Source organism: Ruegeria sp. AP11 (assembly GCF_056535865.1).
Window position 1 is genome coordinate 1,287,950 of the sequence record NZ_JBQFJB010000001.1, and the last position, 15,415, is coordinate 1,303,364.

16 protein-coding genes are annotated in these 15,415 nt (G+C 60.9%); 5 read left to right on the plus strand and 11 right to left on the minus strand.

Translation table 11 applies throughout. The features are described 5' to 3' along the window. Positions 1 to 11 precede the first annotated feature (11 nt). From ubiA to ACR3E4_RS06720, 3 genes are all read left to right on the plus strand, one after another. Entirely contained in the window at positions 12 to 974 is a 963-nt protein-coding gene (ubiA, locus tag ACR3E4_RS06710; protein WP_480533438.1) for a 4-hydroxybenzoate octaprenyltransferase, read from the plus strand. Positions 975 to 1,040: 66 nt separating this feature from the next. Next, positions 1,041 to 2,945, plus strand: coding sequence for an OmpA family protein (locus tag ACR3E4_RS06715; RefSeq protein ID WP_480533776.1), 1,905 nt, complete (start codon positions 1,041 to 1,043; stop codon positions 2,943 to 2,945). 1 nt (position 2,946) lies between these two features. Next, positions 2,947 to 3,267 (plus strand): hypothetical protein, encoded by a 321-nt coding sequence (locus ACR3E4_RS06720; RefSeq protein ID WP_050603973.1) that lies wholly within the window; start codon positions 2,947 to 2,949, stop codon positions 3,265 to 3,267. 7 nt (positions 3,268 to 3,274) lie between these two features. On the opposite strand, the gene ACR3E4_RS06725 is transcribed toward ACR3E4_RS06720, so the two are convergent. From ACR3E4_RS06725 to pgsA, 3 genes are read right to left on the minus strand one after another with little or no spacing between them, the layout of a single operon-like run. After that, positions 3,275 to 3,718, minus strand: a complete 444-nt coding sequence (locus tag ACR3E4_RS06725) for a molybdenum cofactor biosynthesis protein MoaE (RefSeq protein WP_480533440.1) — start codon at positions 3,716 to 3,718, stop codon at positions 3,275 to 3,277. Between the two features lies 1 nt (position 3,719). Continuing rightward, the gene (gene moaD / locus ACR3E4_RS06730) at positions 3,720 to 3,965 is read right to left on the minus strand and encodes a molybdopterin converting factor subunit 1 (RefSeq protein WP_480533442.1); all 246 of its coding nucleotides are present in this window, start codon (positions 3,963 to 3,965) and stop codon (positions 3,720 to 3,722) included. A gap of 3 nt (positions 3,966 to 3,968) precedes the next feature. Then, positions 3,969 to 4,637, minus strand: coding sequence for a CDP-diacylglycerol--glycerol-3-phosphate 3-phosphatidyltransferase (gene pgsA / locus ACR3E4_RS06735; protein ID WP_480533444.1), 669 nt, complete (start codon positions 4,635 to 4,637; stop codon positions 3,969 to 3,971). A 182-nt stretch (positions 4,638 to 4,819) separates the two neighbouring features. Here pgsA and ACR3E4_RS06740 point away from each other — a divergent pair, with 182 nt between their 5' ends. Continuing rightward, positions 4,820 to 5,704, plus strand: a complete 885-nt coding sequence (locus tag ACR3E4_RS06740) for a DMT family transporter (protein WP_480533446.1) — start codon at positions 4,820 to 4,822, stop codon at positions 5,702 to 5,704. Here ACR3E4_RS06740 and uvrC read toward each other — a convergent pair. The 7 genes from uvrC to ACR3E4_RS06775 all read right to left on the minus strand — a co-directional run bounded on the left by uvrC (position 5,701) and on the right by ACR3E4_RS06775 (position 12,990). Continuing rightward, on the minus strand, positions 5,701 to 7,575 hold the full coding sequence (uvrC, locus tag ACR3E4_RS06745; protein WP_480533778.1) for an excinuclease ABC subunit UvrC: 1,875 nt from the start codon (positions 7,573 to 7,575) through the stop codon (positions 5,701 to 5,703). The two genes, ACR3E4_RS06740 and uvrC, sit on opposite strands and share 4 nt — an antisense overlap. Positions 7,576 to 7,865: 290 nt before the next feature. Beyond that, positions 7,866 to 8,645 (minus strand): SDR family oxidoreductase, encoded by a 780-nt coding sequence (locus ACR3E4_RS06750; RefSeq protein WP_480533448.1) that lies wholly within the window; start codon positions 8,643 to 8,645, stop codon positions 7,866 to 7,868. Between the two features lie 17 nt (positions 8,646 to 8,662). Next, positions 8,663 to 9,625 carry a calcium/sodium antiporter gene (locus ACR3E4_RS06755; RefSeq protein WP_480533450.1) on the minus strand — a complete coding sequence of 321 codons (963 nt, stop codon included), beginning with the start codon at positions 9,623 to 9,625 and terminating at the stop codon, positions 8,663 to 8,665. A gap of 168 nt (positions 9,626 to 9,793) precedes the next feature. Further along, complete coding sequence (locus ACR3E4_RS06760) at positions 9,794 to 10,591, minus strand: S49 family peptidase (RefSeq protein ID WP_480533452.1); 798 nt, start codon at positions 10,589 to 10,591, stop codon at positions 9,794 to 9,796. Positions 10,592 to 10,695: 104 nt separating this feature from the next. Continuing rightward, on the minus strand, positions 10,696 to 11,457 hold the full coding sequence (locus tag ACR3E4_RS06765; RefSeq protein WP_480533454.1) for an ABC transporter permease: 762 nt from the start codon (positions 11,455 to 11,457) through the stop codon (positions 10,696 to 10,698). Next, a complete protein-coding gene (locus ACR3E4_RS06770; protein ID WP_480533456.1) occupies positions 11,454 to 12,383 on the minus strand; it encodes an ABC transporter ATP-binding protein in 930 nt (309 codons plus the stop codon). The genes ACR3E4_RS06765 and ACR3E4_RS06770 overlap by 4 nt, the downstream gene beginning before the upstream one ends. A gap of 91 nt (positions 12,384 to 12,474) precedes the next feature. Then, positions 12,475 to 12,990, minus strand: a complete 516-nt coding sequence (locus tag ACR3E4_RS06775; protein ID WP_480533458.1) for an SRPBCC family protein — start codon at positions 12,988 to 12,990, stop codon at positions 12,475 to 12,477. Positions 12,991 to 13,128: 138 nt separating this feature from the next. Here ACR3E4_RS06775 and ACR3E4_RS06780 point away from each other — a divergent pair, with 138 nt between their 5' ends. After that, on the plus strand, positions 13,129 to 14,223 hold the full coding sequence (locus ACR3E4_RS06780) for a CaiB/BaiF CoA transferase family protein (RefSeq protein ID WP_480533460.1): 1,095 nt from the start codon (positions 13,129 to 13,131) through the stop codon (positions 14,221 to 14,223). Positions 14,224 to 14,280: 57 nt separating this feature from the next. On the opposite strand, the gene hemE is transcribed toward ACR3E4_RS06780, so the two are convergent. Beyond that, positions 14,281 to 15,315, minus strand: a complete 1,035-nt coding sequence (gene hemE, locus ACR3E4_RS06785) for a uroporphyrinogen decarboxylase (protein ID WP_480533462.1) — start codon at positions 15,313 to 15,315, stop codon at positions 14,281 to 14,283. Between the last annotated feature and the right edge of the window lie 100 nt (positions 15,316 to 15,415).

A 15,415-nucleotide genomic window follows, 5' to 3' on the forward strand; every position in this document is an offset into this window, starting at 1 on the left:
AGACCCTACATATGCAAGGCAATGCCCCAACACCAGACGGTCAGGTCGCAGATGCGGTCACCGGCAACTGGGTCGACACCCATGCCCCCGCTTTTGCCCGCCCCTATCTGCGGCTCAGCCGCGCGGACCGCCCGATTGGCACCTGGCTTTTGCTGATTCCCTGCTGGTGGGGGCTGGCGCTTGCGATCCTGAGCGATGGCAGCCCACGATGGGAGGACCTGTGGATCGCCATCGGCTGTGCCATCGGCGCCTACCTGATGCGTGGCGCGGGCTGCACCTGGAACGATATCACCGACCGCGAGTTCGACGGGAAAGTGGAGCGCACCCGCTCGCGCCCGATCCCTTCGGGTCAGGTCAGCGTGCGTCAGGCGGTGTTCTGGATGGTTCTGCAATGCCTGCTCGCCCTGCTGATTCTGCTGACCTTCCATCGGGCAGCCATTGCGATGGGTGTGCTGTCGCTGCTGCCGGTGACAATCTATCCGTTCGCAAAACGCTTTACATGGTGGCCGCAGGTCTTTCTGGGGCTGGCCTTCAACTGGGGCGCGCTTCTGGCCTGGACGGCCCATACCGGCACGGTCGGTTCGCCTGCAATCATCCTCTATCTGTCGGGCATCGCCTGGACGCTGTTCTATGACACGATCTATGCCCATCAGGACGCAGAAGATGATGAACTGATCGGCATCAAATCCACCGCCCGCCTGTTCGGAACCGATACCGCCCGGTGGCTCAAGTATTTTCTGGTCGCAACAGTTGCCCTGATGGGGCTGGCGATTATCGATGCAGCGCTTCCCGGTGCATCGTTTCCGGCGCTTGTCGTCGCGCTTGGCGGGCCGTGGATGATGGGATGGCATATGGCATGGCAATTGCGCGGCCTCGACACCGAGGACAACGCCAAGCTGTTGCAACTTTTCCGGGCCAACCGCGACACCGGCTTGATTCCGCTGATCTTCCTGTGCGTCGCCCTTCTGCTCTGATTGCACCTGTGCACCGGGCTCTGTATGAGTCCGGAACCAACCGCCCGAGGAGCCTCGAACCCGTCCATGCGCATGCCCTATGCCCTTGCCGTCGCGTTGATCTTTATCGTGTCCTCCGCGTTGTCGCTGGTGGCCGCCGGATTCGCGGTCAGCAAGATCGAAGACGCGTCCGAGCTGGCGGTGCGCCGCGCGCTGAACCTGCAGGGGCATGACTGGGCCGAGGTCGAATCCGATGGTCTGCGTGTCGTACTGACCGGCACTGCTCCTGACGAGGCGACGCGGTTCAACGCCCTGACTGCCGCGGGAACCGAGGTCGAAACCTCTCGTGTCATAGATGAGATGCAGGTTGCGCCCACCGCCGACCTGACCCCGCCACGCTTTTCAGCCGAGATTCTGCGCAATGACAGCGGCATTTCGATCATTGGACTGATCCCCGCCAGCGAAGATCGCGACGATCTGATGGATCGTCTGCAACGGCTGGATCGGGGTGCAACGGTCTCGGACCTGATGGAGATCGCCGATTTCCCTGAACCCAAGGGCTGGGATCAGGCCCTGTCCTACGCGATTCAGGCGCTGTCCGATCTGCCCCGCGCCAAAATCTCGGCCAGCCCCGGGCTGGTACGCATCACCGCCATTGCCGACAGCCAGCAGGAAAAAGACCGGCTGGAACAGGACCTGAGCCGCGCCGCACCACCGGGACTGCGGATCGGTCTGGCGATATCGGCACCGCGCCCGGTAATCACACCCTTCACGCTGCGCTATCTGATCAACGAAGAAGGTGGCCAGTTCGATGCCTGTTCGGCCCAGGACGAAGACGCGCGCGACATGATCGTTGAGGCCGCGCAAGAGGCCGGGCTGACCGGCGCCTATTCCTGCACCATCGGTCTGGGCGTGCCCTCACCACGCTGGGCCAATGCGGCACAGCTGAGTATCCGGGCGCTGGCCGAGCTGGGCCATGGTTCCGTCACCCTCTCGGATGCCGACATCACTCTGGTCGCCGCGCAGGATACCAACCCGCTGGAATTTGACCGCATCGTCGGAGAGCTTGAAAACGCGCTGCCTGAGGTTTTCGTCCTGCATGCGGTTCTGCCCGAGCCCGAGCCGGACGCCCCGTCGGGGCCGGTTGAGTTCGTGGCAACCCGCAGCCCCGAAGGGCTGGTGCAACTGCGTGGCCGGGTGGGTGACGAAACACTGCGCGACATGACCGACAGCTTTGCGCGCGCCGCTTTCGGCTCACTACAGGTACACACTGCCACCCGGATCGCGCCGGACTTGCCTGCAGACTGGCCCGTGCGGGTGCTGGCCGGGTTGGAGGCTCTGTCGCAACTGCACAATGGCGCACTGACGGTGACGCCGGACAATGTCGCGCTGTCGGGGCTCAGCCACGATCCCGATGCCAAGGCCCGGATCGCGGGTATGCTGTCTGACAAGCTGGGTGAGGCGCAGGAATACACCCTGTCGATCACATATCAGGAACCTCCGGCCCCCGCAGACGCCCCGCCTGACCCCGAGGTCTGCGAAGAACAACTGGCCGAGGTTCAAGCCGCCAGCAAGATCGCGTTCGAGCCCGGCTCGGCGACCGTGGCCGCCGATTCGCGCGATGCGCTGAACCAGATTGCGGACATCCTGCGCGAATGTGGCCCGATCCGGCTGGAGATTCAGGGCCATACCGACAGTCAGGGCCGCGAAGAGATGAACCAGCAGCTCAGCCAGTCGCGTGCGCAGTCGATCCTGAACGAGCTGCGCGGACGGCGCGTACCGACCTCAAGCTATTCGGCGGTCGGATATGGCGAAACACAACCCATCGCCGACAATGACACTGAAGCAGGCCGCGAAGATAATCGTCGCATCGAATTCCGCCTTATCCGCCCCGAACCGGTGGCCGATACCGAAACCGCGCTAGAGGCGATCGAAGCCGAAGCCGCGACATCAGAAACCGACGCAACGGATGCAGGCGCAGAGGACCAGTAAGTTGAACAGAACCGAATTCATCATCGCCACCGCCATCATCCTGTTCGCCGCCTTCTGCATGGGGTGGTTCGCCAACTGGCTGGCCCATCGCCTGTCCCGCGTTCGCCAAAGCGACGTGGCCGATCTGGACCGCATGAGTCAGGAGCTGCACGAGGCAGAGGAAACCCGCGATCAGGCCATCACCTATCTGCAGCAACGCGAGGCGGAACTGACCAACCAGCTGACCCAGACCGAAGCGGAACTGGCCGCCGCCATGGATGGGCTGCGTGCGGCGCGGCAAGAAGCCGAAGAACTGCGTGGTCGCATCAACAACGCGGACTGAGCTGTCTTTACCAGCGGGTCAGCGCGTCCTCATCCTCATCTTTGGCGGCCACCCATTCGGCGCCGGAATTGGTGATTTCCTTCTTCCAGAACGGCGCGCGGGATTTGAGGTAATCCATCAGATATTCCGCAGCCTCAAACGCATCCTTGCGATGCCGGGCGGCGGTGGCGACCATCATGATCCGGTCCCCCGGTGCCAAACGCCCATGGCGGTGAATCACCAGAACATCGCCCAATGACCAACGCTGCAGCGCCTCTTCGGCGATTTTGGTCAGGGCGCGTTCGGTCATGCCGGGATAATGCTCGATCTCCATCACGTCCAGATCGCCCGAGGCCAGATCGCGCACCACGCCGGTAAAGGTGACAATCGCCCCATTGGCGTCGTTCCCGGCGGCGAAAGCATTGGCTTCGGCCCCCAGATCAAACGGGGCCTCCTGCACGACGATCCGCATATCAGCCGCCTGTCATCGGCGGGAAAAATGCGACCTCACGCACGCCACTCAGGGGCGCGTCAAAGTCCGACAATTCCTGATCCAGCGCCACGCGCAGGGCCGACAGGTCGGCGAAAGCAGCCGCATAGCGATCCTCGCGCGCGCTGAGTTCGGCGACCAGATCATTGACCGTCGCTGCCTGCGTCTCGACCTTTTCTTTCGGCAGGCCGATGCGTTCACGCACCCAGGCGAAATACAGCACGTCCATCGCTTAGCTCTCCTTCAGGTGGGGCATGGCTTTACGTAGGTAATCGAAGCCCGTGATCAACGTCAGCGCCGCCGCAATCCACAGCAGCCACAGCCCGATGCGGCCAGACCAGAACATGCCTTCCAGATGCCAGCGGATATTGTTCAGGTCTTCGACCTGCCCTGCAAGCACCTGATCAATCGTAGTCGTATCCATGCCGAAAGTGGCCATCACAAAGTGGTGTTCGAAAATCCCCTGCGAGAACAGGATGGCAATGGCCACCATTTGCGCGGTTGTCTTCCACTTGGCCAGTTTTGTCACCTTCAACGTTCCGGCCACATCGCCCAGATATTCACGCAGCCCCGAAACGAACACCTCGCGGAACAGGATCACGGTTGCGGGCAGCACCAGCCACGGCGTCCAATGCTCGGCCGAATACCCAACCAGGATCATCAGCGCGATCACCACCATCGCCTTGTCGGCAATCGGGTCCAGCATCGCGCCGATCTTGGTTTCCTGCTTCCACGCGCGGGCGAGATAGCCGTCGAACCAGTCGGTAATCGCAGCCGACAGGAACAGGATCAGCGCGAACCAGTCCGCATAGGGTCGGGTGAAATACAGAAACATCACGGCCAGACCGGGTGCGGCCAACAGGCGCAGCACGGTCAGGATATTGGGCAGGTTCCATTTCATGGTTGAACTCTACATCGCCGGTTCAGGACATAAAAGATGGCGCCGCGAAAAACTGACAGGATCACGGGTAGTTGCGGCACTGTTTGCATTTGGGTTGCAAGCCCGAGCGCACGGCAAGATAACCCCTGGGTAGGCGGCTGCCTTGCAGTCAGTCCGGCACCCGGTTTCAAAGCAGCAAAGCAATGACGGCCCATATTCAAACCGACCCCCGATCTAACCTGATCGGCAGCGCCTGGATGATCTCGGCGATGGCGCTTTTCGCGCTGGAAGACGCATTTCTAAAAGGCGCTTCGGCCTCCCTGCCGATCTGGCAGATCCTGCTTTTGTTTGGCGCGGGCGGCGCATTGATTTTTTCGGCTTTGGCATATGCGCGCGGGACGCGGTTGTTTCAACCGGACGTGCTCTCGCGCCCCATGAAAGTTCGGGTGCTGTTCGAAATCTTCGGGCGGCTGTTCTACGTTCTGGCCATCACGCTGACACCGCTGTCTGCGGCGACCGTTATCCTGCAGGCAACGCCCCTAGTCGTCGTCGCCGGAGCCGCCCTGTTCTTCGGCGAAACGGTCGGCTGGCGACGGTGGAGCGCCATTCTGATCGGGCTGATTGGCGTGCTCGTGATCATCCAACCGACCGGAGACAGCTTTTCGGCCCTATCCATCCTTGCGGTACTGGGAATGCTGGGCTTTGCCGGGCGCGATCTGGCAAGCCGCGCTGCGCCCGCAACGCTGGGAACCGAAGTGCTGGGTTTCTACGGTTTTGTCTGCATCATCGTGGCCGGATTGGCCTATCGGTTCTGGGAAGGCACACCGATGGCACCCTTGGACCTGCAAACCAGCCTGCATGTGGGTGGGGCGATCCTGATGGGCACCGCCGCCTATGCGTCGTTGATGAAGGCCATGCGCACAGGCGAAGTATCCGCCGTCACACCGTTTCGCTATTCACGCCTGCTGTTTGGCGTCGCCCTGGGTGTTATCCTGTTTGGCGAGCGTCTGGACCAGACCATGTGGATCGGCAGCGCGCTGATCGTGGCTTCGGGGCTGTACATTCTGTGGCGAGGTCGGCGCGCCTAACCCTTGTCGTGGAAGAAGTCATAAACCTTCTGCGCCAGCCCGGCCGAAATCCCCTCGACCGCTTTCAGGTCCGCCAGATTGGCGCGGCTCACCGCCTTGGCGCTGCCGAAATGGGCCAGCAAAGCCCGTTTGCGCGCCGCGCCCACGCCGGGGATTTCATCCAGAGGCGTTGCCCCGATGGCCTTGGCGCGTTTGGCCCGGTGAGTTCCAATGGCGAACCGGTGCGCCTCGTCCCTGAGACGCTGGATAAAATACAACACCGGATCGTTGCGTTTCAGGGCAAAAGGGCGCTGGCCAGTCCGGTGGAACTCTTCCTTGCCGTGGTCGCGGTCGACGCCTTTGGCGACGCCGACCATCGGGATGTCCTCGACCCCGTGTTCGACCATGATCTCATGCACGGCGCTCACCTGCCCGGCCCCGCCGTCGATCAGCAGCAGATCGGGCCATAGCCCCTTGTCGCGATCCGGGTCTTCCTTTTGCAGACGGGTGAAACGGCGGGTCAGGACCTCTTTCATCATGCCAAAATCATCACCCGGGGTCAGATCATCTCCACGGATGTTGAACTTACGATAGGCGTTTTTCATGAACCCTTCGGGGCCAGCCACGATCATGCCGCCAACCGCATTTGTGCCCTGAATGTGAGAGTTGTCATATACCTCGATCCGGCCCGGAGGCGCATCCAGATCGAACGCCTCGGCCACGCCTCGCAGCAGTTTGGCCTGCGTTGCGCTTTCCGACATGCGCCGCGCCAGCGATTCCCGCGCGTTGCGCAGAGCACCCGCGACCAATTCCTGTTTCTCACCGCGCTGAGGCACGAGGATTTCCACCTTGCGACCCGCTTTTTCGGTCAGCGCCTCTTGCATCAGGTCGGCGTTTTCGATGGCATCCGACAGGATCAACTGCCGGGGCGGTACCTTGTTGTCGTAGAACTGGCCCAGAAAGGCCTCCATCACCTCAGCCGGCGATACATCCGAGCCAACACGCGGATAGAAATCCTTGTTGCCCCAGTTCTGGTTGGCGCGAATGAAGAACACCTGAACGCAGGCCTGACCGCTGTCCATATAAAGGCCGATCACATCCGCTTCGGCCACGCCACGCGGGTTGATGCCCTGGCTGGTCTGCACCTGCGTCAGTGCCCGGATACGGTCGCGCAGACCCGCGGCGCGTTCGAACTCCATCGCCTCGGAGGCGGCCATCATCTGTTCGGCCAGATCCTCTTGCACCTTGGTCGACCGGCCTGACAAGAACCGTTCCGCATCGCGCACGCTTTCGCGGTAGTCGGCTTCAGAGATCAGGTCCACGCACGGCCCCGAACAGCGTTTGATCTGATACAGCAGACAGGGCCGTGTACGGCTGTCGAACATCGAATCCGAGCAGTTGCGCAGCAGAAACGCCTTTTGCAGCTGGTTCAGCGTCCGGTTCACCGCACCCGCGCTGGCGAAGGGGCCAAAGTAAGCGCCCTTCTCCTTTTTTGCACCGCGATGCTTCTTGATCTGCGGAAAGGCATGATCCTTGGCGACCAGAATGTTCGGAAAGCTTTTGTCGTCCCGCAGCAGCACATTGTATTTCGGCTTGAGCTGCTTGATCAGGTTCTGCTCAAGCAGCAGCGCCTCGGTCTCGGTCCGGGTGGTCAGAAACATCATCGAGGCGGTCGCGGCAATCATCTTCTCGATCCGTCCGGAATGTCCGGGCCGTGTATAATTCGACACCCGCGCCTTCAGGTTCCGCGCCTTGCCCACATACAAGACCCGGCTGTCGGCATCCAGCATCCGGTACACGCCCGGCGAACTGTCCAGCGTTTTTACATAGCGCTGGATACAGGCATAGCCGGTAGGTTGAGAGGCGGTGTTGGAATCGCTGTTGGCGGTCATGGCTCTGAGATATGATTCTCTGTCCATGGCTGCAATCTTGAGCGCGCCAGATCAAGAGAAAACAAATCCACGGCTTCTGTGGATAACTGTGCAGATAACTTCGGACGGCTTGCGAAATCCCCTTGAATCATTGCCGTTTCGTTGAACTGCACAAAAAATAGGCAATTAGGTAACGCTTTGTTCTTAAAGGTAATATTTTTACTCAGGCAACAAGTGCATGAAAAATAAGACAATTTTGTAACGCGTCGGTAACAGGAATGAGAGCGGTGCAAAACTTGCAGCGATTATGTCTATTCTACGCCCAGAACGTCCGGCGTCTGCCAGCCCAGATGCTGCCCGCCATCAACGCACAGCAACTGTCCCGTGACTGCGTGCGCATCCAGAAAATACCCCAGCGCGGCGGTGATATCCGACGGGTTTGCGCCCCGTTCAAGCACCGTGTTCTGACGCTGTGCCTTGAAATGACTGTCGCTTTGGCGATGACCCTGCAGTGTCGGGCCTGGGCCGATGGCGTTGACACGAATGGCCGGCGTCAGCGCCTGCGCGGCGGTGCGGGTCAACGCCCACAGCCCCATCTTGGCGATCGTATAAGACATGAACTCGGGCGTCAGTTTACGCACTCGCATGTCGACCATGTTCACGATCAAACCGGTCGCCTGCGGCTCTCCCATCGCGTCAGGTTCGGGTTGCAGCCCCTGTTCGGCCATGGCCTGCGTCAGAACAAAGGGCGCGCGCAGATTGCTGTCGAGATGCCGGTCCCAGCTTTCGCGGGTCGCAGTGCGGATGTTGTCGTATTCAAAGATCGAGGCGTTGTTGACCAGACAGGTGATCGGACCACCCAGAGCTTCGGCCGCGCGGGGTAGTAAGGTAGTCACCTGTGCCTCGTCCAGCAGATCGGCGGGCAAGGCCACGGCGTTGCGTCCCAGCGCCCTGATCTCGGCCACGGTGTCCTGCGCCGCGTCGCCTGAGGTTGCATAATGCACCGCCACATCCATGCCGCGCCCAGCCAGATACAGGGCCATCGCCCGCCCCAGCCGAATTCCGGCGCCGGTCACCAGTGCTCGGGTCATCGCAATCCTCCGTCAGGTCACGCCAGCAAACTGACTATGTATACGACATAGAGCAAGGTCAGGATCATCCCCCAGGCGCGTGTGATGTCTTTTTTGAAGAACACGAACGGGATCAGCAGCAGGGATGCGCCCAGCATGACCCAGAGGTCGAACCGCAGGAATTCGGGATCGACGGGAATGCGGCCAAACAGCGTGGCAATTCCGACAATGGCCAGCAGATTGAACATGTTTGACCCGATCACATTGCCCAGCGCCACATCCGCCTGACGGCGCAGCGCCGCCATCACGGTGGTGGCCAATTCGGGAAGCGAGGTGCCCACGGCAATCAGCGTCAGACCGATCACCGTTTCGCTGACGCCATAGGTCCGGGCGATGACGGTTGCGTTGTCCACCAGCAGATGCGCCCCCAGAGGCAGACCGATCAGGCCCAAAATCAGGTAAACCGCTACCTTCCAATACGGCATGTCGGGGTCGGCTTCTTCCAGACCCTCAAGCTCATCCTCGTCGGCGCAGGCCTCGCCACAGGCCTTGCGATGGGCCTTGGCCTCGCGGAAGGCATTCATCAGAACCAGCGCCAGCGCAGCCAGAAGGATCGCACCGCTGAACAGGTTGAACACCCCGCAAAAGGCCAGCCCGATAAACAAGACCGAGGCCAGCAGCATGAAGATATAATTCCTGCGGCTGTCACACTCGCTTGTGTGCAGCGTCGCCAGCAGGGCAGGCAGGCCGAGAACCAGCAGAATATTGGCGGTATTCGAGCCTACGACATTGCCCAGCGCGATGCCGGGAGCGTTTTCTTTGACTGCGCTGATCGCGATCAGCAACTCGGGTGCCGAGGTGCCAAAGGCCACGATGGTCAGGCTGACGATCAGCGCGGGCACACCCAGACGCAGGCTGAGATTCACCGCCCCCCTGACCAGCGCGTCACCGGCCAGCAGCAGAATCAGCAGACCCAGACCAGAGAACAGCCATGCCGTCATCCACGGCCCCCCTTTTCACATGGGCAGGGTCCTTTGCCGATCCGAAACCGCCCGCAGCGCGGACATTTGGCGGAACTCAGCTTTTTCTGCCCCGGAAAGCGCAGCTTGCCGAACATTGCCAATACGCCCATGGCAATCAGGAACAGAGTGACGGCCTTGATGATCACGTTACAACCCGAACCGCGCAAAGGCTGCGCGTTCCTCCAGCCCTGCGATTGCGTCCTCGGCCAGCGAGGCCCCGAAACGTGACCAGATGGGTTTGCGCAGCCCATAGCGGCGGAACTTGACCTTGTCGCCAAAACGTTCCTGCATCTTGGGTTTCAAATGCGCGATGCCGTCGATCAGGCCCAGTTCCTGCGCGCGACGGGCCAGCCAGACCTCGCCGTTGAACAGGTCGGCATCGGCATCCAGCTTGCCGTCCCGGCGTGATTTGACATGGGTGATGAAAGTCTCATGGATGTCGCCCAGCAGCACCTTGAGCCGTGCGACGTCCTCTTTCTTTTCGGGCGCAAACGGGTCGAGCATCGACTTCGACGTGCCTGCCGTATGAACGCGCCGCTCGATTCCCTGCCGGGCCAGAAACACATGCGCGCCGAACCCCGACGAGATCACCCCGATCGAGCCCAGAACCGAGCTTTCATCGGCATAAATCTCATCCGCTGCGGCGGCCAGCCAGTAACCACCCGAGGCGGCAACATCTTCGACAAAGGCATAGACGGGGATATCCAGCTCATCCGCCAGCCGCCGGATACGCGCCCCGATCAAAGAGCTTTGAACTGGTGATCCGCCCGGCGAGTTGACCTCGAGCGCGACGGCCGCAGGCTTGCCTTTGCGAAAGGCTTTTTCCAGCACGGGTGCCAGCGCGGTGGCATTCATCGATCCACGCCCCGCCATTCCGATGGCACCGGACAGACGGACCACGGCCACACTGGGCTGCTTTTTCAGGAACGGCAGGCTTAGTTTCATGGAAGCCGATGTAGAGGGCGCCCGGGCTGTTAACAAGGGACAGGCCACGCCATAACCGCGACGTGAACCAATTTCCCACACCCGATGGGCAAAAATGCAACGCCCTAGCTACGGATGCGCCAACCGGTTTTGAAGATCCAGCCGATCACCGCAAGACACAGCCCGGTAAAGGCCAGGATGGCCAGCAGGCTCCAGAAAATCGGAACATCCGCGATGCCATAGAAGGACCAGCGGAAGCCTGAAATCAGATATACCACCGGATTGAACAGCGTGATCGTCTGCCATACCGGCGGCAGCATCGAGATGGAATAGAACGTGCCTCCAAGGAAGATCAGCGGCGTCACAACAAGCTGCGGGATCAGCGACATCTGCTCGAAATTGCTGGCCCAGATGCCGACGATGAATCCCAGCAGGGAAAAGCTGAGACAGGTCAAAACCAGAAAAGCGATCATCGCCAACGGATGTTCGATCCGTATCTCGACAAAGAAAGTCGCCGTGATCAGAATCACGATCCCCACGAACAGCGCTTTGGTTGCCGCAGCGCCAACATAACCGATGACGATTTCGATGAAGTTGATAGGCGCCGAGAGCAATTCATAGATTGTGCCCAGAAACTTCGGGAAATAGATCCCGAATGAGGCGTTTGAAATTGCCAGCATCACCACCGACAACATGATCAACCCCGGCACGATGAAAGCGCCGTAAGACACGCCCTCGACCTCTTGAATGCGGCTGCCGATGGCAGTTCCAAACACCACGAAATACAGCGAGGTCGACAGCACCGGCGACAGGAAGCTCTGCGCCAGCGTGCGGAAAAACCGCTGCATCTCAAACCGATAGATGGCGGCAATAGCGGACCAGTTCATGCGGCCTCTCCCGACACCAGATTGACGAAAATCTCTTCAAGGCTTGACTGCCGGGTCTGCACGTCACGCAGCACCAGACCGGCCTGCGCCACATCATTCAGCAATGTGGTGATCCCGGTGCGCTCGGCATGGGTGTCATAGGTATAGATCAACACATCGCCATTACCGTTCAGGATCAGCTGATGCTCGGACAGGCTGTCAGGGATTGACTGAATGGGTTCGGTCAACATCACCTCGATCTGCTTCTTGCCCATCTGTGCCATCAGGGTGTTCTTGTCCTGCACCAGCAACAGCTCGCCCTTGTCGATGACACCGACCCGATCGGCAATGGCCTCGGCCTCTTCGATATAATGGGTGGTCAGGATGATGGTGACCCCGGCCCGCTTCAACTCGGCCACGATCTCCCACATGTCCTTGCGCAGTTCGACATCCACACCGGCGGTTGGCTCGTCCAGAAACAACACGCGCGGCTCGTGCGCCAGCGCCTTGGCAATCAGCACCCGGCGTTTCATGCCGCCCGACAATTCCTTGATCGCGTTTTTTCGTTTATCCCACAAAGACAGCTTGCGCAGGATTTCCTCGATCCGTGCATTATCGCGCCCGTGACCAAACAGGCCGCGCGAGAAACGGACGGTATTCCAGACCTTCTCGAACGGCTCCAATGCGATTTCCTGAGGCACCAGACCTATCATCTTGCGCGCGGCGCGAAAGTCGGTCTGGATGTCGTGCCCACCCACCGTCACCGTCCCCGAAGTCGGCGTGGTTATTCCGCACACGGTCGAGATCAGGGTCGTTTTGCCCGCGCCATTGGGACCCAGCAGCGCCAGAATCTCGCCTTCTTCGATGTCCAGAGACACGCCTTTCAGCGCCTCAAAGCCACCGTCATAGGATTTACGCAAATCCCGGATGGATAAAATCGTTGTCATGCGGTCCCTCGTTCTGACCCCGGAGCCTATCGCGCCAGACCGACAGGGAACAGCCCCCTTACGCACAGAAGTCTGCGCACCAACGCAGAGGTCAATCGCGCCCTGTCAAACGCCCCAGCCAACCGGTCTTGCCCTCGCCTTCCGGCGCTTCATCCTGCGGCTCGGGACCATCGAAATGCGCTTGCAGGTTGGCAAAGAACTGGTCCGCCATCTTCTTGGCGAATCCGTCGATCAGACGGCTTCCCAACTGCGCCAGCTTGCCGCCGACCTTGGCCTCGACCTCATAGGTCAACACGGTTCCACCAGCGTCAGAGGGCGCCAACATCACATGCGCGCTGCCCTTGGCAAAGCCCGCTGCACCGCCCTTGCCTTCGCCCGCTATGGTCAAACGCTCGGCCTCGACCATATCGGACATTGCAACCGTGCCTTTGAACGTCGCCTTCACCGGGCCGACCTTTTGCACAACAGTCGCCTGATAGCCGTCCGTTGGATTGCCGGTGATCTCTTGTGCGCCACCGATGCAGGCTTTCAGCACCTCCGGGTCTAGCAGAGCGTTATAGACGGCAGCAGGCGGGGCCTGAATCTCACGCGTGTCGTTAAGCTGCATCTGGCAAACCTCATTCGCAATACTGCGACCGACCTAGCCCCGAAACGACGGCGCAAGCAACCCATTTGCATCCGGCTTCCGGATTCTCCGCTTGCATTCGCTACCCTGTAGCGAAACCTTGTCGTGCAGGAGGACCCCATGCTGGCAGGTTTGCGTATTATCGAATTCGAGGGGCTCGGCCCTGCCCCCTTTGCCGCCATGACGCTGGCGGATATGGGGGCTGATGTGATCACCATCCACCGCAAAGGCGGCGCGATTACCCCCGGCATGCCTGAACGCTCGCTGCTGGACCGCGGCAAACGCTCGATCGCGCTGGACCTTAAAGATGAGGGCGATCTGAGCACAGCCAGACGCCTGATCGCCTCCGCCGACGCGCTGATCGAGGGCTTCCGCCCCGGCGTGATGGAGAAGCTGGGCCTTGGCCCAGAACCCTGCCACCACCTCAATCCAAAACTGGTCTATGGCCGGATGACCGGCTGGGGGCAGGACGCCCCGCTGTCCGAGGCCGCAGGTCACGATCTGAACTACATCGCCCTGTCAGGCGCACTGTGGTATGCCTCCCAACCCGGCCAACCGCCGCAAACCCCCGCCACGCTGGTCGGAGATATCGGTGGCGGAGCCATGTATCTGGTGGCGGGCCTTCTGGCCGGATTGCTCAACGCGCAGCGCACCGGACAAGGCACCGTGGTCGACGCGGCCATCTATGACGGCTCGGCCCATATGATGAACCTGCTGATGAGCCTGCGCCAAACCGACAACCTCTCTGACACGCGCGGTCAAAGCCTGCTGGACGGGCCTCATTGGTGCCGCACTTACATCTGCGCGGATGGGGGGCATATCGCAGTACAGTGTCTGGAACCCAAATTCTACACCCGTTTTCTCGAGCTGCTCGGCCTTTCGCAAGATCCCGAGTTTACCCGTCAATATGACCGCGCCCTCTGGCCGAAACTGACGGAACGCCTCACGACCCTCTTTGCCACCAAAACGCGCGACCATTGGGTTGAGATATTCCATGGCACCGACGCCTGCGTCGCCCCCGTCCTGTCGCCTGAAGAAGCTCTGGCTCACCCCATGAACACCGCGCGCCAAACGTGGATCGACCACGAAGGCACCAGACAGGCCGCTGCCGCCCCACGTTTCTCAACACATGACTGGCACCCGAAACCCAGCCCGGAACGCGGAGAACACACGCAGGACATCCTGAACGACCTCCCGCCTGCTTCATCTGGCTAATAATATCCCGGGGGTGAATTGGCCGCAGGCCAAGAGGGGGCTGGCCCCCTCACCCGTTCACCGCCCGCGCACCGTATCGATCATCAGCTGCACATTCTCCGGGTCTGCATCCGGGGTAATCCCGTGCCCAAGATTGAAGATATGCGGCCCGTTCGAAAACGCCTCGACAATGCGGCGCGTCTCATCGACCAGCGCCTGACCGCCCGTCACCATATGCGACGAGGCAAGATTGCCCTGCACACATCCATCCACCTGAACCTGCTCGGCAGCCCATTCCGGCGACACCGAATTGTCCAGCGCGACACAATCCACGCCGGTGGCCTTGGCAAAGCCCACATAGCCTTCCCCAGCCTCACGCGGGAATCCGATCACCGGAATGCCCGGATGGCGCGCCTTGATTGCCTGCGTGATCACGCGGCAAGGCTCGACCGCGTATTTCCGGAATGCCTCGCCCTTCAGCGATCCGGCCCAGCTGTCGAAAATCTTCACCACTTCCGCCCCCGCCTCGATCTGAGCCGACAGGTATTCGATTGTCGCAAGGGTGATCCGCTCCAGCAGAGCCTCGAACAACGCGGTATTTTCTTCGCGCAGCGCGTGCGCAGGCCCCTGATCCGGCGTGCCGCGCCCGGCAATCATATAGGTCGCAACCGTCCAGGGCGCGCCGGCAAATCCGATCAGCGTCGTCTCGGACGGCAACTCCCGCGACAGGATGCGCACGGTTTCATAAACCGGTGACAATGTCTCGTGAATATCGGCGACCGGTTTCAGCGCATCGAAATCCGATTGCTGCGTGATGGTAGACAGGCGCGGGCCTTCACCGGTGACAAACCACAAATCCGCGCCCAGCGCCTGCGGCACCAGCAGAATGTCGGCAAACAGGATCGCAGCATCAAACCCATAACGGCGGATCGGCTGCAAAGTGACCTCGGCCGCGAGCTCGGGGTTGTAGCACAGCGACAGAAAATCTCCGGCCTGCGCACGGGTCGCGCGATATTCCGGCAGGTAACGCCCCGCCTGGCGCATCATCCAGATCGGCGGAACATCCTGAACCTCGCCCGCCAGCGCCCGCAGCAATTTCTTTGTCTCGGCCATACCTGCCCCCAATCTTCCGGTCTTGCGCAACGGGTCGGCCCTCAGTGGCAATTTGTCAAGCTCTGCCCCCATTGTCAGGGCAATGTGACGCGACTAAAGC

What these genes read in the sequence shown, in the direction of transcription:
- ubiA (WP_480533438.1), top strand. Translation starts at nt 12, where the DNA reads ATGCAAGGCAATGCCCCAACACCAGACGGTCAGGTCGCAGATGCGGTC.
- ACR3E4_RS06715 (WP_480533776.1), top strand. Translation starts at nt 1,041, where the DNA reads ATGCGCATGCCCTATGCCCTTGCCGTCGCGTTGATCTTTATCGTGTCC.
- ACR3E4_RS06725 (WP_480533440.1), bottom strand. Translation starts at nt 3,718, where the DNA reads ATGCGGATCGTCGTGCAGGAGGCCCCGTTTGATCTGGGGGCCGAAGCC.
- moaD (WP_480533442.1), bottom strand. Translation starts at nt 3,965, where the DNA reads ATGGACGTGCTGTATTTCGCCTGGGTGCGTGAACGCATCGGCCTGCCG.
- pgsA (WP_480533444.1), bottom strand. Translation starts at nt 4,637, where the DNA reads ATGAAATGGAACCTGCCCAATATCCTGACCGTGCTGCGCCTGTTGGCC.
- ACR3E4_RS06740 (WP_480533446.1), top strand. Translation starts at nt 4,820, where the DNA reads ATGACGGCCCATATTCAAACCGACCCCCGATCTAACCTGATCGGCAGC.
- uvrC (WP_480533778.1), bottom strand. Translation starts at nt 7,575, where the DNA reads ATGACCGCCAACAGCGATTCCAACACCGCCTCTCAACCTACCGGCTAT.
- ACR3E4_RS06750 (WP_480533448.1), bottom strand. Translation starts at nt 8,645, where the DNA reads ATGACCCGAGCACTGGTGACCGGCGCCGGAATTCGGCTGGGGCGGGCG.
- ACR3E4_RS06755 (WP_480533450.1), bottom strand. Translation starts at nt 9,625, where the DNA reads ATGACGGCATGGCTGTTCTCTGGTCTGGGTCTGCTGATTCTGCTGCTG.
- ACR3E4_RS06760 (WP_480533452.1), bottom strand. Translation starts at nt 10,591, where the DNA reads ATGAAACTAAGCCTGCCGTTCCTGAAAAAGCAGCCCAGTGTGGCCGTG.
- ACR3E4_RS06765 (WP_480533454.1), bottom strand. Translation starts at nt 11,457, where the DNA reads ATGAACTGGTCCGCTATTGCCGCCATCTATCGGTTTGAGATGCAGCGG.
- ACR3E4_RS06770 (WP_480533456.1), bottom strand. Translation starts at nt 12,383, where the DNA reads ATGACAACGATTTTATCCATCCGGGATTTGCGTAAATCCTATGACGGT.
- ACR3E4_RS06775 (WP_480533458.1), bottom strand. Translation starts at nt 12,990, where the DNA reads ATGCAGCTTAACGACACGCGTGAGATTCAGGCCCCGCCTGCTGCCGTC.
- ACR3E4_RS06780 (WP_480533460.1), top strand. Translation starts at nt 13,129, where the DNA reads ATGCTGGCAGGTTTGCGTATTATCGAATTCGAGGGGCTCGGCCCTGCC.
- hemE (WP_480533462.1), bottom strand. Translation starts at nt 15,315, where the DNA reads ATGGCCGAGACAAAGAAATTGCTGCGGGCGCTGGCGGGCGAGGTTCAG.